The 18,014-nt window shown below is 71.6% G+C and carries 19 protein-coding genes and 1 pseudogene; 11 read left to right on the top strand and 9 right to left on the bottom strand.

Features of this window, described 5'->3' with window-relative positions; all coding sequences use genetic code 11:
- Window position 1 precedes the first annotated feature (1 nt).
- The 9 genes from KBC94_RS14640 (at window position 2) to fabG (ending at window position 9,267) form a co-directional block, all read left to right on the top strand.
- On the top strand, window positions 2-625 hold the full coding sequence (locus KBC94_RS14640; RefSeq protein ID WP_294371366.1) for a hypothetical protein: 624 nt from the start codon (window positions 2-4) through the stop codon (window positions 623-625).
- On the top strand, window positions 622-2,346 hold the full coding sequence (locus tag KBC94_RS14635; protein WP_294371364.1) for an AMP-binding protein: 1,725 nt from the start codon (window positions 622-624) through the stop codon (window positions 2,344-2,346). Before KBC94_RS14640 ends, KBC94_RS14635 begins: the two co-directional genes overlap by 4 nt.
- Window positions 2,343-3,371, top strand: a complete 1,029-nt coding sequence (locus KBC94_RS14630; protein ID WP_294371362.1) for an acyl-CoA synthetase — start codon at window positions 2,343-2,345, stop codon at window positions 3,369-3,371. The genes KBC94_RS14635 and KBC94_RS14630 overlap by 4 nt, the downstream gene beginning before the upstream one ends.
- On the top strand, window positions 3,337-3,960 hold the full coding sequence (locus tag KBC94_RS14625; protein ID WP_294371359.1) for a LolA-related protein: 624 nt from the start codon (window positions 3,337-3,339) through the stop codon (window positions 3,958-3,960). Before KBC94_RS14630 ends, KBC94_RS14625 begins: the two co-directional genes overlap by 35 nt.
- Window positions 3,957-6,359 (top strand): MMPL family transporter, encoded by a 2,403-nt coding sequence (locus KBC94_RS14620; protein WP_294371356.1) that lies wholly within the window; start codon window positions 3,957-3,959, stop codon window positions 6,357-6,359. The genes KBC94_RS14625 and KBC94_RS14620 overlap by 4 nt, the downstream gene beginning before the upstream one ends.
- Window positions 6,356-7,171 carry a polysaccharide deacetylase family protein gene (locus tag KBC94_RS14615; protein WP_294371352.1) on the top strand — a complete coding sequence of 272 codons (816 nt, stop codon included), beginning with the start codon at window positions 6,356-6,358 and terminating at the stop codon, window positions 7,169-7,171. Before KBC94_RS14620 ends, KBC94_RS14615 begins: the two co-directional genes overlap by 4 nt.
- Before the next feature lie 77 nt (window positions 7,172-7,248).
- Window positions 7,249-8,013, top strand: coding sequence for a class I SAM-dependent methyltransferase (locus KBC94_RS14610; RefSeq protein ID WP_294371349.1), 765 nt, complete (start codon window positions 7,249-7,251; stop codon window positions 8,011-8,013).
- Window positions 8,010-8,474: a hydroxymyristoyl-ACP dehydratase gene (locus tag KBC94_RS14605; RefSeq protein ID WP_294371346.1), complete on the top strand. Its 465-nt coding sequence runs from the start codon at window positions 8,010-8,012 to the stop codon at window positions 8,472-8,474. Before KBC94_RS14610 ends, KBC94_RS14605 begins: the two co-directional genes overlap by 4 nt.
- A gap of 61 nt (window positions 8,475-8,535) precedes the next feature.
- On the top strand, window positions 8,536-9,267 hold the full coding sequence (gene fabG, locus KBC94_RS14600; RefSeq protein ID WP_294371343.1) for a 3-oxoacyl-ACP reductase FabG: 732 nt from the start codon (window positions 8,536-8,538) through the stop codon (window positions 9,265-9,267).
- Window positions 9,268-9,311: 44 nt separating this feature from the next.
- Here the strand turns inward: fabG and KBC94_RS14595 are convergent, their stop codons facing one another.
- The 6 genes from KBC94_RS14595 to KBC94_RS14570 form a co-directional block, all read right to left on the bottom strand.
- Window positions 9,312-9,650 (bottom strand): type II toxin-antitoxin system RelE/ParE family toxin, encoded by a 339-nt coding sequence (locus KBC94_RS14595; RefSeq protein ID WP_294371341.1) that lies wholly within the window; start codon window positions 9,648-9,650, stop codon window positions 9,312-9,314.
- The gene (locus tag KBC94_RS14590) at window positions 9,647-9,925 is read right to left on the bottom strand and encodes a type II toxin-antitoxin system Phd/YefM family antitoxin (protein ID WP_294371339.1); all 279 of its coding nucleotides are present in this window, start codon (window positions 9,923-9,925) and stop codon (window positions 9,647-9,649) included. Before KBC94_RS14590 ends, KBC94_RS14595 begins: the two co-directional genes overlap by 4 nt.
- A 61-nt stretch (window positions 9,926-9,986) precedes the next feature.
- Window positions 9,987-10,301 (bottom strand): copper-binding protein, encoded by a 315-nt coding sequence (locus tag KBC94_RS14585; protein ID WP_294371337.1) that lies wholly within the window; start codon window positions 10,299-10,301, stop codon window positions 9,987-9,989.
- A 166-nt stretch (window positions 10,302-10,467) separates the two neighbouring features.
- Entirely contained in the window at window positions 10,468-11,865 is a 1,398-nt protein-coding gene (locus KBC94_RS14580) for a copper oxidase (protein ID WP_294371334.1), read from the bottom strand.
- Window positions 11,865-13,409, bottom strand: a complete 1,545-nt coding sequence (locus KBC94_RS14575; RefSeq protein WP_294371332.1) for a TolC family protein — start codon at window positions 13,407-13,409, stop codon at window positions 11,865-11,867. The genes KBC94_RS14580 and KBC94_RS14575 overlap by 1 nt, the downstream gene beginning before the upstream one ends.
- Window positions 13,410-13,487: 78 nt before the next feature.
- Window positions 13,488-13,946: a hypothetical protein gene (locus KBC94_RS14570; RefSeq protein WP_294371331.1), complete on the bottom strand. Its 459-nt coding sequence runs from the start codon at window positions 13,944-13,946 to the stop codon at window positions 13,488-13,490.
- A 189-nt stretch (window positions 13,947-14,135) separates the two neighbouring features.
- On the opposite strand from KBC94_RS14570, the gene KBC94_RS14565 reads away from it, so the two are divergent.
- Window positions 14,136-14,465 (top strand): four-helix bundle copper-binding protein, encoded by a 330-nt coding sequence (locus tag KBC94_RS14565; protein ID WP_294371330.1) that lies wholly within the window; start codon window positions 14,136-14,138, stop codon window positions 14,463-14,465.
- A 15-nt stretch (window positions 14,466-14,480) separates the two neighbouring features.
- Here the strand turns inward: KBC94_RS14565 and KBC94_RS14560 are convergent, their stop codons facing one another.
- Window positions 14,481-16,649 carry a heavy metal translocating P-type ATPase gene (locus KBC94_RS14560; protein ID WP_294371328.1) on the bottom strand — a complete coding sequence of 723 codons (2,169 nt, stop codon included), beginning with the start codon at window positions 16,647-16,649 and terminating at the stop codon, window positions 14,481-14,483.
- A 56-nt stretch (window positions 16,650-16,705) separates the two neighbouring features.
- Between KBC94_RS14560 and KBC94_RS14555 the strand changes: the two genes are divergently transcribed.
- The gene (locus KBC94_RS14555; protein ID WP_294371325.1) at window positions 16,706-17,170 is read left to right on the top strand and encodes a Cd(II)/Pb(II)-responsive transcriptional regulator; all 465 of its coding nucleotides are present in this window, start codon (window positions 16,706-16,708) and stop codon (window positions 17,168-17,170) included.
- 19 nt (window positions 17,171-17,189) lie between these two features.
- Here KBC94_RS14555 and KBC94_RS14550 read toward each other — a convergent pair whose 3' ends face one another.
- Both KBC94_RS14550 and KBC94_RS14545 read right to left on the bottom strand, forming a co-directional pair.
- Complete coding sequence (locus tag KBC94_RS14550) at window positions 17,190-17,477, bottom strand: hypothetical protein (RefSeq protein ID WP_294371322.1); 288 nt, start codon at window positions 17,475-17,477, stop codon at window positions 17,190-17,192.
- Window positions 17,478-17,713: 236 nt separating this feature from the next.
- Window positions 17,714-18,014: pseudogene (locus tag KBC94_RS14545) on the bottom strand (hypothetical protein); the annotation flags it as partial.

The raw sequence follows: 18,014 nt of genomic DNA, 5'->3' as shown, positions 1-18,014 counted from the left end.
CATGCCCGCCTGGCGCATTGCGCTGATGCTGCTGGTGGGCGTGGCCTATGCCGGCGCCTCGCACTGGATGATGGTCTACCACGCGGCCGAGCCCTGGGCCGTGGTCGTGCTGCTGGTGCCGCTGTGGCTCACCGGCATGGGTCTGGCGGGGCAGCACCTGGGGCGTGCCGGCCTGGTCCTGGTGGGCGTGCTGGGCCTGGCCGGGCTGGCCCTGGTCATGAGCGGCCATGCCGGCGATCCCAATCCGCTCTATGTGCTGCAGCACGTGGGCATCAACGCGCTGCTGGCCGGCTGGTTCGGCGGCACGCTGCGCGCGGGGCAGCTTTCGCTGATCGGGCAGTTCGCGCAGCGCATCCATATGCTCACGCCCGACATGCGGCACTACACGGCGCGCGTGACGGCCGTATGGACCGTGTACTTCTGCGCGGTCTGCGTGCTGTCGCTGGCTGTCTACCTGCTGCGGCCGTTCGAGGACTGGTCACTGTTCTCCAACGTGGTCACGCCCATCGGCGTCGGTGCGCTGTTCGTCGGCGAATACCTGCTGCGCTACCGCCTGCATCCCGAGTTCGAGCGCGTGCGGCTGATCGATGCCGTTCGCGCCTTCTACGCGCCTGCCAAGCAATGAGCGTGTCCCACCTGCTCGGCCCGCGCGACCTGCGCGCGCCGCTGGCCTGGCGCCATGGCCGGCCAATCAGTGCGCTGGCCTGGCTGGCCGATGTCGAGGCCGTTGCTGCGAAGCTTCCGGCCGAAGGCCCGGCCGTCAACCTGTGTGGCGACCGCTACCGCTTTTCCGTCGGGCTGGCGGCGGCGCTGCTGCGGGGCCATGCCAGCCTCCTGCCGCCCGATGCGCGCCAGGACACCCTGGCACGCGTCTGCGCCGAGCATCCTGCGGCCTTCGCGCTGGTCGATCCCGGCGAGCCCCACGGCGCCGGCCTCGCGCAGCGCGTCGAGGTCGACGCCGATGGGGCGCGCACGCCGCTCGCCGCCATGCCCGACTGGGCGGCCATCGCGCTCGACCGCCACGCGGCCAGCCTGCTCACCTCGGGCTCCACCGGCGTGCCGCAGCCGCATGCCAAGACCTGGGGCACGCTGGTGGGCGACGTGGCCGCCGCCGTGCCGCGGCTGTGCCAGTTGCTCGATCTGCCCGCGCTGGACGGCCTCACGCTGGTGGCCACCGTGCCGGTGCAGCACAGCTACGGCCTCGAATCCTCGGCGCTGCTGGCCATGCTGGGCGGGCCGGCCTTCGAGGCCGGGCGCCCGTTCTATCCGGCCGACATCGTGCAGGCGCTGGAATCGGTGCCACGACCGCGCGCGCTGGTCACCACGCCCTTCCACCTCAAGACGCTGTTGCAGTCCGGGCTGGACGTGCCGCCGGTGGACATGGTGCTGTCCGCCACCGCGCCGCTGTCGCCGCAACTGGCGGCCCAGGCCGAGCGCGCCACGGGCGGCGTGATGGTCGAGATCTACGGCAGCACCGAGACCGGCCAGGTCGCCACCCGTTGCCCGGTGCGCAGCGAGGTGTGGGAGGTGATGGGCGACATCCGCGTGCAGGCCGAGACCGGCCCGGATGGTGCCGAGCGCTTCGTCTTCTCGGGTGACTTCATTCCCGCGCCCACGCCCATGGCCGACCTGCTGGAGCTGCTGGGCGATGGCCGCTTCCGCCTGCTGGGCCGGGCCAACGACCTCGTGCACGTGGCGGGCCGGCGGACGTCGCTGGGCCACCTCGACTTCCATCTCAACAGCATTCCTGGCGTCGAGGACGGCGCCTTCTGGCTGCCGGACGACGTGGCCGACGGCGTGGTGCGGCCGGTGGCCTTCGTGGTGGCCCCCTCGGTGGATGCCGCGACGGTCATCGCCGGCCTGCGCGAGCGCGTCGAACCGGTGTTCGTGCCCCGCCGCGTGGTGCATGTGCAGGCGCTGCCGCGCGTGGGCACCGGCAAGTTGACGCGTCGGGAGCTGCGCGAATTCGCGCTCGCCCAATTGGCGGCGGACGGCAGCCCGGTCCGGCTGTCGCACCGCGTGCCCGAGGACCATCCCGCCTTTGCCGGCCATTTCCCCCGCCAGCCGCTGCTGCCGGGCGCCTTGTTGCTCGCCGAACTGCTGGAGGCGATGCGCGGCGTGCCCTCGCTGCGCGCGCGCCTGGGCGATGCGCCGATGCTGGCGGCGGCCAAGTTCCTGGCGCCGGTGCGGCCGGGCGCCGACCTGGTCTTCGACCTGCAGCCCGAGACGGGCGCCGCCGCGGGCGTGCGCTTCGAGGTGCGCATGGGCGACACCGTGGCTGCCAGCGGCCGTTGGCTGCCGGGCGAGGGCGCCCGCACCGCAGGCGAAGCCGGAGGTCGCCCGTGAGCGCCCTCGGCGACGACCTGCGTCCCGGCACCGACTGGGCCCGCGCGCCCGAGCGCAGCAACATCCTGGCGCTGCGCTTCATCTGCTGGATGGCGCTGCGCTGCGGCCGGCCGCTCACGCGGCTGGTCCTGCATCCGATCACGCTGTACTTCCTGCTCTTCGCGCCCACGCCGCGTCGCCATGTGCGGCGCTACCTGGCGCGGGCCATCGGGCCGAAGGCGGGCTGGCGCGACGGCTACCGGCTGCTGCACAACTTCGCGTCGACGGTGCTCGACCGGGTGTACTTCCTGCGCGGGCGCATGGCGCTCTTCGACGTGCAGGTGCAGGGCGGCGAGGCCGTGGAGGCCGATGTGCGCGCGGGTCGCGGCGCCTTCCTGGTCGGTGCGCACATCGGCAGTTTCGAGGCCCTGTCGGCCTGTCGGCAGCAGGCAGAGGCGCCGGTCGACCTGCGGCTGGCCATGCTGATGTACCCGGACAACGCGCGGCGCATCAACGCCGTGCTGGGCGCCATCAGCCTGCCCGAGTACCGGCCGCACATCATCGCCCTGGGCCGGCCCGCCGCCATGCTGGAGCTGCGCGACTGGCTGGACAGCGGCCGCATGGCCGGCATGCTCGGCGATCGCACCCTGGCCGTGGGCGAGGACGACGGCGGCCAGCGCGGCAACCGGGTGCAGATCGACTTCCTGGGCCAGCCGGCTTGGTTCAACGACGGGCCCTTCCGCCTCGCCGCGCTGCTGCGCCGGCCGGCCGTGTTCATGGCGGGCCTGTACCTGGGCGGCAACCGCTACCGCGTGGTGTTCGAGCCGCTGGCCGATTTCTCGGCACCGGCGGCGGAAAGTGGCACCACCGAGCCCGGCGCACCAGCGCCGCGCCGCGCCCGCGGACTCGATCCCGCCGAGCGGGAACGCCGCATCCGCGATGCCCTCGAAGCCTATGTGCGGCGCCTGGAAGACCTGTGCCGCGCCCATCCCCACAACTGGTTCAATTTCCATGACTTCTGGCTCGAAGATTCGCCGCGTGCGTGAGGCCCTGGCCGGCGTGCGCCGCCTGCGTGCCGTCCTGCTGCTGGCCCTGGCCGGCCTGCTTGCGGCACCTGCCTGGGCGTTCGATCTCAACGAGCTGATGGCCCTGCTGGCCCAGCGCCGCAGCGGCGAGGCCCGCTTCACCGAGCAGCGCTATGTGCGCGGCCTGGACGGCCCGCTCGACTCGGCCGGCGTGCTCAGCTTCACCGCACCCGACAAGCTGGTGCGCCGCACGCTCACGCCGCGGCCGGAGTCGATGGAGGTGCAGGGCAACGTGCTCATCCTCTCGCGCGGCGGCCGCACCCGCACCCTGAGCCTGGACGCCATGCCCGAGCTGCAGGGCATGATGGAAGCGATGCGCGGCACCCTGAGCGGCAACGCGCCGGCGCTGCTGCGCTACTTCAAGGCCGATGTGAAGGGCGATGCCAAGGCCTGGACGCTCGACCTGGTGCCCACGCTGCCCGCGCTGGCCGCCCAGGTGCGCAGCCTGCGCCTGTCGGGCATCGGCAGCGACGTGCGCGGCATCGAGATGGAATTCATCGGCGGCGACCGCTCGGTGATGAACATCGTGCCCGGGCCCGCCGGTTCATGAGCCGCCGCCCTCCTGCCGCGCCGGCCCACGATGCCGGCCTCTCGCCCGCGCGCCGTCTGGCCGTGGTGCTCGTCTGGCTGCTGGTGCTGGCGGCCGGCGTGGGCATCATCGCGCGCTCCAAGTTCGACGCCGACCTTTCGGCCTTCCTGCCTGCCCATCCGGACGCGCGCCAGCGCATGCTCATCGAGCAGATCCAGACGGGCGTCGCTTCGCGCACGCTGTTCATCGGCATCGAGGGCGGACGCGACGAGGCGCAGCGCGCGGCCGTCTCGCGCGAACTGGGCCAGCGCCTGCGCAAGAGCGGCCTGTTCGACCAGGTGCAGAACGGCGACCAGAGCGAATGGCGCGATGCCGGCACCTGGGTCTTCGACCGGCGCTACCAGCTCTCGCCCGCGGTCACGCCCGAGCACTTTACGGTGGAAGGGCTGCGCAACGCCATCCTCGACACGCTCTCGCTGCTGGGCACGCCGGGCGGCAATGCGTTCAAGCCGCTGCTGGAGCGCGACCCCACGGGCGAATCCGCCCGCATGGCCGAGACGCTGATTCCGGCCACCGCGCCGCGCAGCGTCGACGGCGTGTGGGCGGCGCGCGAGGCGCCGCGCGCGCTGCTGCTGGCCAGCACCCGCGCCGCCGGCGGCGACCTGGACGCCCAGGCGCAGGCCATCGCCACCATCCAGGCCGACTTCGCCCAGGCCGCCGCCGAGGTGGGCGCCACCGACACGCGCCTGCTGATGAGCGGCACGGCCGTGTTCTCGGTGCAGAGCCGCGACAGCATCAAGCGCGAGGCCGTCCACCTGGCGGTGGTGGGTGCCATCGTGGTCAGCGGCCTGCTGCTGCTGGCCTTCGGTGCGCTGCGTGCGCTGGCCATCGCCATGCTGCCGGTGGCCACCGGCGTGGTGGTGGGCACGGCCGCCGTCAGCCTGGTCTTCGGCGGCGTGCATGGGCTGACGCTGGGCTTCGGCAGCACGCTGATCGGCGAGACGGTGGACTACGCCATCTATTACCTGATCCAGGCCCGCCAGGTGGCGGGCGAGGGACCGGCCCAGGCCGGCTGGCAACGCTGGCGCGACCTGCACTGGCCCACGGTGCGGCTGGGCCTGCTGACCTCGGTGGCGGGCTTTGCGGCGCTGGTGTTCTCGGGCTTTCCGGGACTGGCGCAGCTGGGCGTGTTCTCCATCGCCGGACTGGTGGCCGCGGCCGTGGCCACGCGCTTCCTGCTGCCGGTGCTGGCGCCGCAGGGCGCCAGCGGCCGAGGCCTGCGCCGCTACATGGCGCACGCGGCCGGCGCCATCGTGCGCGGACTGCCGCGGCTGCGGCTGCCACTGATGGCCCTGGCCGTCGCCGGCTTCGCGCTGGTGCTGTGGCAAGGCGACCAGCTCTGGCGCGCCGGCTTGAGCTCGATGAGCCCGGTCTCGCGCGAATCGCAGGCGCTGGACGAGCAACTGCGCGGCGACATCGGCGCCAGCGACGGCGCCACGCTGGTGGTGGCCTATGGCGACACCGTCGAAGCGGCGCTGCGCCAGGCCGAGGCGGCCGGCGCGCGGCTCGACCCGCTGGTGGAGCGCGGCGCGCTGTTGGGCTACGACAGCGTGGCCCGCATCCTGCCCAGCCAGGCGCTGCAGATGCAGCGGCGCGAGGCCCTGCCCGACGCCACCACGCTGCGTGCCCGGCTGGAGGAAGCCACGGCGGGCCTGCCGATCGCGGCCGACCGCCTGGCACCTTTCGTGACCCAGGTCGAGGCGGCGCGTGCCGCGCCGCTGATCAGCCGCGAGGACGCACGCCAGGGTCCATTGGGCGCCGTGGTCGACGCGCTGCTGTTCGAGCGACCGGGTGGCGGCTGGGCCGCCATGATCTCGCTGCACCCCGGCCCGCAGTTCAAGCATGCAGACGTCGTCGCCGCCCTGCAGGGGCTGCCGGGCGTGTCGGTGGCCGAGGTCGGCGAGGAACTGGGTGCGCTCTACAAGCGCTACCTGCACGAGGCCTTCGTGCAGGTGGGCCTGGGCGCGCTGGCCGTGGTGCTGCTGCTGGGCGCCTGGCTGCGCTCGGGCCGACGCCTGCTGGCCGTGTGCCAGCCGCTGGCCGCCGCCGTGGCGCTCACGCTGGGTGCGATGGCGGCCATGGGCATGGCGCTGTCCATCCTGCATCTGGTGGGCCTGCTGCTGGTGGTGGCCGTGGGCTCCAACTACGCGCTCTTCTTCGACCAGCTGCGCGAGACCGGCCATGCCGACGAGGACACGCTGGCCTCGCTGATGCTGGCCAACCTGACGACGGTGATCTCCTTCACGCTGATCGCCATCTCCGACATCCCCTCGCTGGCGTCCATCGGACAGGTGGTGGCGCCCGGCGCACTGCTGGCGCTGCTGCTGTCGGCCGCCTTTGCCCGGACGGCGAAGGCATGAGCGCCCTGGCCGGCCGCTGGCAGCCCACGCCCTTCCTCAAGGGCAGTGCGGTGCTGCATGCGGGCGCGTTGGGGGCGAGCCTGCTCGTGCCGGGTGCCTGGCCCTGGGCGCTTGGCGCCGTGGTGCTCAACCATGCGGCCATCACCGCCATCGGCCTGACGCCGCGCAGCCGCTGGCTCGGCCAGAACACGCTGCGCCTGCCTGCCGCCGCCGAAGCGCGAAACGAAGTGGCGCTGACCATCGACGACGGGCCCGAGCCCTCGGTGACGCCGGCCGTGCTCGACCTGCTGGACACCCACGGTCAGAAGGCCACCTTCTTCTGCATCGCCGAACGGGTACAGGCGCATCCGGCATTGGCGCGCGAGATCGTGGCCCGTGGCCACAGCATCCAGAACCACACGGCGCGGCACCGGCACAACTTCTCGGTGCTGGGGCCGCGCGGCTTCCATGCCGAGATCGAACGCGCGCAGCAGATGATCGATGCCGTCATCGGCCAGCGGCCGACCTGCTTTCGTGCGCCCGCAGGCCTGCGCAATCCCTTCCTCGCCCCGGTGCTGCATCGCCTGGGCCTGGAGCTGGTGAGCTGGACCCGACGCGGCTTCGACACCCGCGAGCGCGACCCGGCCCGCGTGCTGGCGCGCCTGACTCGCGACCTGCGTGCCGGCGACATCCTGCTGCTGCACGACGGCCATGCGGCCCTGGCGCCCAGCGGCCGGCCGGTGATCCTGGAGGTGCTGCCACTGCTGCTCGACCAGTTCTCGCGCCAGGGCCTGCGTGCCGTGACCTTGCCGCATGCGCTCGGACATGCGTGAACCGCTCGGCGCACCAGACCTTTCCCGCTTTTGCCCTCTCCCCTCGCGGGAGAGGGAGCCACGAACCCGACGCCTCCGTGACTGCTACATCGCCTTCCCCTGACGCCGCGTGGCGCGACCTCCACGCCCGCGCCACCGAGCCCTACCGCCAGGGCGGCAACTTCGCCTGGCATTTCGCACGCGGCAAGCTGGGCCATGACCCGGTATTCCGCGGCATCGTCGAGCGCGGCCTGATCGGAGACGGCCGGCCGCGCATGCTGGACATCGGCTCGGGCCAGAGCCTGTTCGCCAACGTGCTGCACACCGCCCAGGCGATGCGCGCCGAGGGCCGATGGCCCGCCGCCTGGGCGCCGCTGCCGGCCGATGCCCGCTACACCGGCATCGAGCTGATGCCCCGCGACGTGGAACGGGCACGGTGCTCGGTCGGCCACATCCGGCCCACGCCCACCGTCGTCTGCGGCAACATGTGCGAGGCCGACTTTCCGGCCTGCGACGTGGTCGTGATCCTCGACGTGCTGCACTATGTGGACCATTCCGCGCAGGAAGGCGTGCTCGTGCGGGTGCGCGACGCGCTGGCCGCCGGCGCTGCGCAGCGTGACGGCCTGCCCGGTCGCCTGCTGCTGCGCGTCGGCGATGCCGCCAGCCGCCGTGGCTTCGCGATCAGCCAGTGGGTGGATCGCACCGTGACGCGCATCCGCGGCCACAAGGTCTCGCCCACCTGGGGCCGCACGCTGGACGAGTGGATCGCGTTGCTGCAGCGCCTGGGCTTCGCGGTGCAGCCCATGCCCATGAGCCAGGGCACGCCCTTTGCCAATGTGCTGCTGATCTCGGACCTGCCATGACCGCGCCCTCCACCCTCGACCGCAGCGGCATCGCCGCGCGCATTCCCCACGCGGGCAGCATGTGCCTGCTCGACCGGCTCGAAGCCTGGGATGCGCAGTCCATCCACTGCACGACGGCCACCCATGCGGACCCTTCCAATCCGATGCGCACCGCCTCGGGCCTGCTCGCCCCCTGCGCCATCGAGTTCGCGGCGCAGGCCATGGCGCTGCATGGTGGCCTGCTGAGCACGGGGGACGGGCCGCCCGCGGCCGGCTACCTGGCCAGCACCCGCAACGTGCGCCTGCATCGCGCCCGCTTCGACGATGCGCCCGCGCCGCTGCACCTTCATGCCGAACGCCTGTCGGGCGATGCGCAGCAGGTGCTCTATGCCTTCCGCGTGCTCGATGCGGCTGGCGCACCGGTGGCGGATGGCCGCGCGGTGGTCGTTCTCAACACGCCCTTGCCGGACGCCGCGCCCTGAGCGCCTGCCCGGCCATCACGACCGGTGTCCGTGACACCGTCACCGACGGAGGTACTTCCCCATGACCCTTCAGAACAAGCGCGCGCTCGTCACCGGTGCCAGCGGTGCCCTGGGCGGTGCCATCGCCGAGCGCCTGGCGCGCGACGGCGCCACCGTGCTGCTGCATGCCAACGGCCGCCGCGAGGCCATCGAGGCCCTGGCTGCGCGCATCGCCGGGGCCGGCGGCCAGGCCGAATGCCACGTCTTCGACCTGACCGACGACGAAGCCACGGCGGCAGCCTGCGCCCGCATGCTGGAGGCCGGACCGGTGCAGGTGCTGGTCAACAACGCGGGCATCCATGACGATGCCGTGATGCCCGGCATGCGGCCCGATCAGTGGCACCGCGTCATCGACGTGTCGCTCAACGGCTTCTTCCGCGTCACCCAGCCGCTGCTGCTGCCCATGCTGCGCACGCGCTGGGGCCGCATCCTGAACATCTCGTCGGTGGCGGCGATCATGGGCAACCGCGGCCAGGTCAACTATGCGGCGGCCAAGGGCGCCCTCAACAGCGCGACCAAGGCGCTGTCGATGGAAGTGGCCTCGCGCGGCGTGACCGTCAACGCCATCGCCCCGGGCGTCATCGCCTCGCCCATGGCCGACGCCGCCTTCGACCCCGCGATGGTCAAGCAGATGGTGCCGGCCCAGCGCGCCGGCCGGCCCGAAGAGGTCGCTGCTCTGGCCGGCTTTCTGGCCAGCGCGGAGGCGGGGTACATCACGGGGCAGGTCATTTCTGTGAATGGCGGGATGGCCTGAAAGCCATCCGGGTCGGCTGAAAACAAAGCCGATCAGTCGCGCTATCACCGACCCAGCAGCCGGCGTGCGAGCAGGGTCTGCATGTCCCGCCGCCCGTCGGCGATCAGGTGGACCACGACCCGGTGGGCCAGCACTTGGTACACGATGCGATAGGGCTTGAGCAGGACCTGCCGGTAAGCCTTGATGCCCAGGCTCAGCAGTTCTCTGGGGTGACTGCCGCGCTCCGGCAGATGGGCCAGGCCATCGAGGGTCGCTGTGATGCGGTCCAGCAGGCGACGGGCGTTGGCGACGCTTTCGGCTTCGGCCACGTAGTCGTAGAGCGATTCCAGGTCCTGCTCCGCACCGCGGGTCAGCATGACCTGAAAGCCCTTCGCCCTCGTCATTCGCTGGCGGAATGCTTGCTGCGAAGCCGCTGCACCACATCGGCCAGCGACTTGAGGTGCCCGGCCTCCACATCCTGCTGGCCCAGGGCCAGCAGCTTGAGCAGGGCGAGGGTTTCCTGGGTCTCTTCGAAGGAGGCCACGTCCTGGATCACGGCGCGGGCTTCGCCGTTCTGGGTGATGACCAGCGGCTCGCGCCGCTGCGCGAGCGTGTCCAGCACTTCAGCCGCGTTGGCCTTGAGGTAGCTGATCGGTTTGACTTGCGTCGAAAGGCGCATTCGCGGCTCCCGGGAAAGAGGACTGAATATAGACTTTTTCCAGTCCTTTCCAATCGGCCGCTCAGTGCGCAACCGTGAGCGACAGCACGGTCAGTTGCCCGTCGACCATCTGCGCCGTGAAGCGCACCTTGTCGCCCGCCTTCACCTCCTTCAACAGCGCCGGGTCGCGGACGCGGAAGACCATGGTCATCGCGCCCATGTCGAGGTTGGGAATGTCACCGTGGCGCAGGGTGATGCGGCCCTGGGCGGCATCGACGCGGCGGACTTCGCCTTCGACCTGGGGCAGCGGTGCGTCGGTTTGCGCGAAGGTGGCGGGGGAGGCCAGCAGGATGCCCGCGGTGGGTAAAAGTAGGGTGAGGAAGCTTCTCTTGTTCATGGTTGGGTCCTTCTGAATCGAATCGGTGGCTCTGTCATGCGCTGGGCGATGTATGCCCTTCCGGTTCGGGGAAACGCCGGGCGCGGCAGAGTCGGGAAAGATGAGGTACGTGACGTACCAGCTTTCGTTGGCGTCGGCAATCGAGCCTCAGGCGGCGGTGCCCTTGTCAGTGGTGGTCATGGCCACTGGACTTACGGACGGAGGCGGGTGCGGCATCGGTCGTGCCTGAAGCCACGGCGTCTGCCGGGCCGGCTCGGCTCACCGCCGCAGGCGCCTGCCCCGCTTCGACCTCATGCGCCACGCTGCCCGGCGGATGCCTGAACCAGCCCGGGTCACGGAAGTCCCCCGGCGCCTGGTCGCGCCGCACCTTCAGCAACGTGAACATGCCCCCCATCTCCGCGGGACCGAACGGGCCGCGGCCGGTCATCATGGGCAGGGTGTTGTCGGGCAGGGGCATCTCCATCGAGCCCATCTCGGCCATGCCCTTGTCGCCCATCACCATGTAATCGGGCACCAGCCGGCGGATGGTGTCCGCGACGCCGCGATGGTCCACGCCAATCATGGTGGGCACGTCGTGGCCCATGGGGCCCATGGTGTGGTGGCTCTTGTGGCAGTGCAGGGCCCAGTCGCCTTCCTCGTCGGCGATGAACTCGATCTGGCGCATCTGGCCGACGGCGACATCGGTGGTCACCTCGGGCCAGCGGGCGCTGCGCGGCACGGCGCCGCCATCGGTGCCGGTGACCTCGAATTCGTGGCCATGCACATGGATGGGGTGGTTGGTCATGGTGAGGTTGCCCACGCGGATGCGCACCCGGTCGCCCTGGCGTACGCAGAGCGGGTCGATACCTGGGAACACGCGGCTGTTGAAGGCCCAGGTGTTGAAGTCGGTCATGGTGTTGACCTTGGGCGTGGCGCTGCCGGGCTCGACGTCGAAGCTGCCGAGCAGGAAGCAGAAGTCGCGCTGCACGCGGGCGATCTGCGGATGGCTGCGCACCTTGGGGTGCGTCACCCAGAAGCCCATCATGCCCATGGCCATCTGCACCATCTCGTCCGCATGCGGGTGGTACATGAAGGTGCCGGGGCGGCGCGCGGTGAACTCGTAGACGAAGGTCTTGCCCGGCGGGATGTGCGGCTGCGTGATGCCGCCGACACCGTCCATGCCGTTGGGCACCCGCTGTCCATGCCAATGCACGGTGGTGTGTTCGGGCAGGCGGTTGGTGACGAAGATGCGCACCCGGTCGCCTTCGACCACCTCGATGGTGGGGCCGGGTGACTGGCCGTTGTAGCCCCACATGTTGACCTTGAAGCCCGGTGCCATCTCGCGCACCACGGGCTCGGCGACGAGGTGAAACTCCTTGACGCCGTTCTTCATGCGCCAGGGCAGGCTCCAGCCGTTGAGGGTGATGACCGGGTCGTAGGGCCGGCCATCCGGCGGCAGGAGCGGCGGCGCGGTGGCGGGGCCGGTCTGCTGCGCGGCCTCGGGCACGGCGGCCAGGGCCACCCGACTGACGGCACCGGCGGCGGCGCCGGCCAGCATGCCGGAGAAGAAGTGTCGGCGGTCCATCAGTGGCCTCCTTCGTTGGTCGTGCTGGCGAGGGCTGGGCCCGTCCCTGCACCGCGCAGGGCCGAGAGGCCGGCGGGCGAACTGCCGGTCAGCGCCATCTGCAGATCCACCTCGGCGAGCCAGAAGTCGCGCTGGGCCTGCATGGCCGCATCCACCGTTCGCGCACTGGCGCGGGCTTCGGCCAGCAATTGCCAGACGCTGGCGCCCATGGCGTTGTAGCGCAGCACCATCTCGTCGTTGACCTGGCGCTGCAGCGGCAGCACCTCGGCCTGGTAGCGATGCGCGATCTGCCACGCATGCCGGCGGGCGGCCTCGGCTTCGCGCACTTCGCTCGCCGCGGCCAGCGCCACGCCACGCACGCGGGCGGCGGCCTGCAGGTAACGTGCCTCGGCCTGCGCACTGCGTGCCTGGCCGAAGTCGAAGAGCGGGATCGGCAGGCCGATCTCCCAGCCGCGTTGCGTGCTGCGGCCCCGGTCGATGTCGTTGGTGAAGGTGGTGTTGCGGGCGACGCCCAGTTCCATCACGTCGACGAAACGGGTAGCGCGTGTCAGGCGCTGGGCCTCGGCAATGGCTGCGGCGTCGGCGCGGGCGGCGCGGAGGTCCAGACGATCGCGCAGGGCCTGCGCCTGCAGGTCGGCATCGCCGGGCAGCGAGGCGGGCAGGTCGGGCAGGCGGTCGGGCATCGTGAGCCGCGCGGCCTGTGCGCCATCGAGCCCGAGCAGGCGGACCAGGGCCTCGCGGCTGGCGGTGGCGGCCTGCTCGGCGCGGGCCAACTGCGCCTGTGCGTCGGCCTGCTGCAATTGCTCGCGTGCGGCCTGCAGGGCTGGCCAGTTGCCCGCCTTCTGCATGCGCTGGGCCAGCGTCGCGCCGGCTTCGGCGGCATCGCGCACGTCGCGCAGGTAGACGGCGCTCTGCCGGTCGGCGACGGCGCGCAGCCAGGCGCGACGGGTGTCGGCCGCCAGCTGCAGCACCGCCTGCGCCGCATCGAGCCGGGCCGCCTCCTGCTGCTGGCCGGCCCAGCGGGCGCGCCAGGGCAGGGTGAGCAGGCCCACCACGTTGAAGCTGATCAGGCGGTCCAGCTCCAGTTCGCGGCCCTCGCGCAGCCGGCTGAAGGAGAACACGGGGTTGGGCAGCGTGGCTGCTTCCGCCCGTTCGGCGTCGGACAGCTGCAGGGCCGCGAAAGCCGCCTGCATGCGGGGGCTCTGGGCCAGGGCGATGCGCACGGCCGCCTGCTGGTCGAGCGGGCCGGCCAGCAGCGTCTCCGCCTGCGCCGCAGATGCGGTGTCGGGCCGACGCTGGGGCCGGGCGTCGCCCACGAGCGGCTGGCCCTGCACCAGCGAAAGCGCCTGCGGTGCATCGCCCTCGGGCGACAGGCTGGCGCAGCCGGCGAGCAGCACGGCGAGGCCTGCCAGGGCCATGTGGCACGCACGGCGCAAGATGGCGGGCGGCGCCGCGACGGAAAGATGGGGAATCGGCGGCGCTTCGTCGTGGCGACGGCGCAGCGACAGCCCGCGCACGCTGCGCGGGACGAGAGGGGTGGACAAGAGAACGCTCCTTGAAGCAATGCATCGGCACCGCGGCGCGTCAGGACGGCTGCGGCGGACGGACTACGGGCAGGACGTTCAGGAAATGGGCGGCTTGTCGGCCTGCGCGAGCAGGGCGCTCGCGAAGTGCGGGGCGCTGCTGCGGGGTTGCACGCGTGCGGGCGGCGCGACAGGGGCTTCAGATGCCGCGTCGGTCATCGCCACCGAATGGCAGATCTGACAGAGGCCGCAGTGGCCATGGTCGTGTGCGGTGCCGCTGTCGTCGCCATGGTGCGCCACGGAAGGGGCGCTGGCGACGTGGGGCGATGCTTCTTGCATGCCGTGTTCTTCATCCGCAGCATGCTCATGGCAGTGCGCCGTTGGCTGCGCTGGGGCTGCCGCCATCGCCGGCATGTGTTGCGGCGCCGGCATCGGATTGGCCGTGTGGGCGGCATGTGCGGACGGCGCCGCGGCCGTGACCTCCACCGCCATGGCGCCACCGATCCAGCCGCGCAAGGGCAGCAGGACGAGGGCAAGGACCAGGACGAAGAGGCGCACGGGCGGCATTCTAGGAGTGCACGCCAGCGCGGGCCTTGACGCCCCGCAGGGGCGCCAATGCATCGCTGCGGAGCCAGCCTTGCCCTCGCAGCCTCATGCACCATCGTCCGACGTCGCGATGTGCACGCCGTCGCAGGCTTGGATCACCCGGCAAGCCGCTTGCCCTCACCCAATGAAAGGAACATTGCGATGACCCCCATCGATCACCAGGACTGCATCGACGCCTGCAACGCCTGTGCCGTGGCCTGCAGCCATTGCGCGGCGGCCTGCCTGCGCGAGCCCGATCCGGGCGCCATGGCCGGCTGCATCCGTCTGGACATGGACTGCGCCGCGGCCTGCCAGTTCGCCGCGGCGGCGCTGGCCCGCGGCAGCGAGCATGCGGCGGCCATCTGCGCGCTCTGTGCCCGCCTGTGCGATGCCTGCGCTACGGAGTGCGCCCAGCACCAGGCCGACCACTGCCAGGACTGTGCCAAGGCCTGCCGCGACTGCGCCGGCGCCTGCCGGGCCATGGCCGGCTGAGAACTCCCGTACTGGTCAGCGCCCGGGCAGACCGCGCAGCAGCCGCAGCCCGTTGGCCACCACCAGCAGGCTGGCGCCCATGTCGGCGAACACGGCCATCCACATGGTGGCCTGCCCGGCGATGGCCAGCGCGAAGAACACGGCCTTGATACCCAGGGCCAGCGCGATGTTCTGCCAGAGCAGCGCATGCGTTCGGCGCGACAGTGCCACGGTGTCGGCGATGCGGCCCAGGTCGTCGTTCATGATGACCACGTCGGCCGTCTCCATGGCGATGTCCGTGCCGGCCGCGCCCATGGCGAAGCCGATGTCGGCCTGGGCCATGGCGGGCGCATCGTTGATGCCATCGCCCGCCATGGCGATGACGCCGTGGCGCTGTTGAAGGTCGCGAATGGCAGCCAGCTTGTCCTGGGGCAGCAGGGCGCCACGGGCATCCGTGATGCCGACCTGATCGGCCACGGCGCGGGCGGTGCTGGGGTTGTCGCCCGTCAGCATCACGGGCGTGACGCCCAGGTGCTTCAGGCGCGCCACCGCTTCCCTGGAGCCGGCCTTGAGCGTGTCCGCCACCGCGAAGACGCCGAGCACCGCATGTTCGTCGGCGAGCAGGGTCAAGGTGCGTCCCTGTGCCTCGTGCTCGGCCAGCAGGGCTTCCAGCGCCGGGCTGCACAGGCCTTGCTCCTCGACCAGGCGGTGGTTGGCGAGCACCAGCGGCAGTCCGTCGACCACGCCCCTGACGCCGCGCCCGGCCAGCGCTTCGAAGCTGTCGACACCGGGTATCGCCTCGGTCGTGGTGAGGCCCTTGGCAATGGCGAGCGAGACCGGATGGTCCGAGCGGCCCGCCAGGGCCGAGGCGGCGCGTTGCACATGCGCAGGATCTGCATCGCCCCAGGGCTGCCAGTGCACCAGCACCGGCTTGCCCTGGGTCAGCGTGCCGGTCTTGTCCAGCGCGATGGCCCGGAGCCTCCGAGCGCCTTCGAGGTGCGTGCCGCCCTTGATGAGGATGCCGCGGCGCGCGGCGGCCGTCAGGCCGCTGACCACCGTCACCGGCGTGGAGATCACCAGCGCGCACGGGCAGGCGATGACCAGCAGCACCAGCGCCTTGTAGATGGCGTCGAGCCAGGCCCAGTCCATCAGCAGGGGTGGCAGCACGGCCACGGCCACGGCGGCGATGAACACCGCCGGCGTGTAGATGGCGGCGAAGCGCTCGACGAAGCGCTGCGTGGGCGCGCGCGACTCCTGCGCCTGCTCGACGGCTTCGATGATGCGGTCCAGCGTGGTCTGTCCGGCCACGGCCGTCACGCGCACCTGCAGCTCGCCGCCCTGGTTGACGGTGGCGGCGAACACCGGGTCGCCGACGGTCTTGTCGACCGGGATGCTTTCACCGGTCACGCTCGCCTGGTCGATGGTGCTGCGGCCGGCGCTCACCTGGCCGTCCAGCGGCACGCGCTCGCCGGGGCGGATGCGCACGATGGCATCCAGGGGCACGCTGGCGGCGGGCACGCGCTGCCAGCTGCCGTCGGCGGCCTGCACCTCGGCCTCTTCGGGCGCCAGCGCCATGAGGCCCGAGATCGCGTTGCGCGCGCGGTCGGCCGCCTTGTGCTCGATCAGTTCGGCCAGCGCATACAGCGCCATCACCATGGCCGCCTCGGGCCATTGACCGATCAGAAAGGCGCCCGTCACCGCCACGGCCATGAGCGTGTCGATGCCCAGGCGTCCACGCATCAGGGCGCGCAGGCCGCTCAGGTAGATGCCCGTGCCGGCCAGCGCGATGGCCACGGCGGCCAGCGCCATGCCGGCGATGCGCCATGCCAGGGCGTCGGGCAGCAACAGGTGGCTCAGCTCGGCTGCGATGGCGACGCCGAGGGCGGCGGCGATGCGGGCTGGACCGGGCAGGGGGCCGTGGTCGTACCCATCACCGGCCTCGTGCGCATGCGTGTGCGCGTGGGCACTGTCATGGTCATGGGCGTGACCATCGCCGTGACCGTGGTCGGCTTGGCGGTGCGACGGGGATGTCGCGGCGACCGCAGGCGCGGGGGCGCCGCATCCGCAGCCGGTACCGCAACCCGCGGCAATGCGCAGCGTGCGCGGCGCTGCGGGCGGGGCGACCGGCTCGGTGGCGTGGGTGTGCGGCGTGTGGTGGCGGTGCGCCGGCTCGCCGGCGAGGGAGGGGGAAGGGCGGCTCGTCATCGGGTTTTCGCTTTCGTGCCAGCATTGAAAACCTTCAAGCCACTTCAAGGTCAAGCATGCCTTCTGCAAGCCCCCATCTGCGCATCGGCGAGGCAGCCAGTCGCTCGGGCGTCAGCGCCGCCAACATCCGCTATTACGAAAAGGAGGGTCTGCTCGGCGCGGAGCAGCGGGCCGACAACGGCTACCGGCTCTACAGCGCCGACGACGTGCACCGCCTGCGCTTCATCCGCATGTGCCGGGCCATGGACATGTCGCTGGACGAGGTGCGTGCGCTGCTGTCACTGGACCTGCGCAGCAAGGCCGACTGCAGCGCGGCCTGCGACGTGCTCAACGCGCACCTGGGCCATGTGCGCGAGCGCATCGCGGAGCTTCGATCGTTGGAGCAGGACCTGAAGACGCTGCGCGACCGCTGTGACGGTCAGGACAGTTACTGCCACACCATCGAGGCGCTGCATGCGCGTGCGGATGCGCAGACCGCCGAAGGCACCGCCACGCAGGCCGGGCCTCGGCGCCATGTATGAGCGGTGAGCGGAAGTCCGGCTAGTGCTTGTAGCCCAGGGCGGTTGCGGGGGCGGGCCGGGTGAACGGCCGTTGTCCCAACTCTGCGCTGGGCCGGGGCTCGACACGCGCCAGCGGCGGCTCCATCCCGGACAACTCTGCCAAGCGCCGGTCGGCCTCGCGCCTCAGTGCGGAGATCCGGGCCATGGCCTCTGCCTTGACGATCCGCCGACCCCCCTGCGTGCTCTGCTGCAACTGGTGGATGGCTTCGTACGTGTCGCGCTCGGCCCGCATCCATGCAGCAAATCGGGGGTCGGGTGTTTCGTTCATGGTGGCCTGTGTGGGATACGGAGCCTGTACGCGGTCGTGCAGGTAAAGCCGGGCAGTGTGAGGGCCACCGGGACCTTTGCTCGTAGGACAAGCCTTGGGGCGCCAGTAGGTCGAGGCTCCCGAACCTCCTCGTGCCGTCCGCTTGGTTGCGAGGCAGCGGGCCGCCTCTCACCTGCGCCAGCGCCCTGAAAGGCCGCGGCGCCGAAGATGTGGTCTCGCGCTGCGAGGCGTGCGCGTCATGCGTTGGGCCGCTGATCGGCCGTGTGGTCGGCGTCGACAGATCGAGGTCGGCCGCACGCCGGTGCGTGTGCCTGCCCGATATGCGTGGGATCGGCGTCGGCCGACTTCATGTACCGCTGCAAGGTGCGCGGATGCACGCCCATGCGCTGCGCGACCTGCTCCAGGGGCTCGTGCTGCAGCTCGAGCAGCAGCGCGTCGAGCTGATCGTCGGAGAGGGCGCGAGGCCGGCCGACGTGGCTGCCGCGGCTCTTGGCGGAGGCCATGCCGGCCTTGGTGCGCTCGCTGATGAGGGAGCGT

Source organism: Pseudacidovorax sp., assembly GCF_017991995.1.
Lineage (GTDB): Bacteria > Pseudomonadota > Gammaproteobacteria > Burkholderiales > Burkholderiaceae_C > Xenophilus.
Note: the sequence above shows the minus strand (reverse complement) of the source record. Positions and strands in the feature narration are given on the sequence as shown.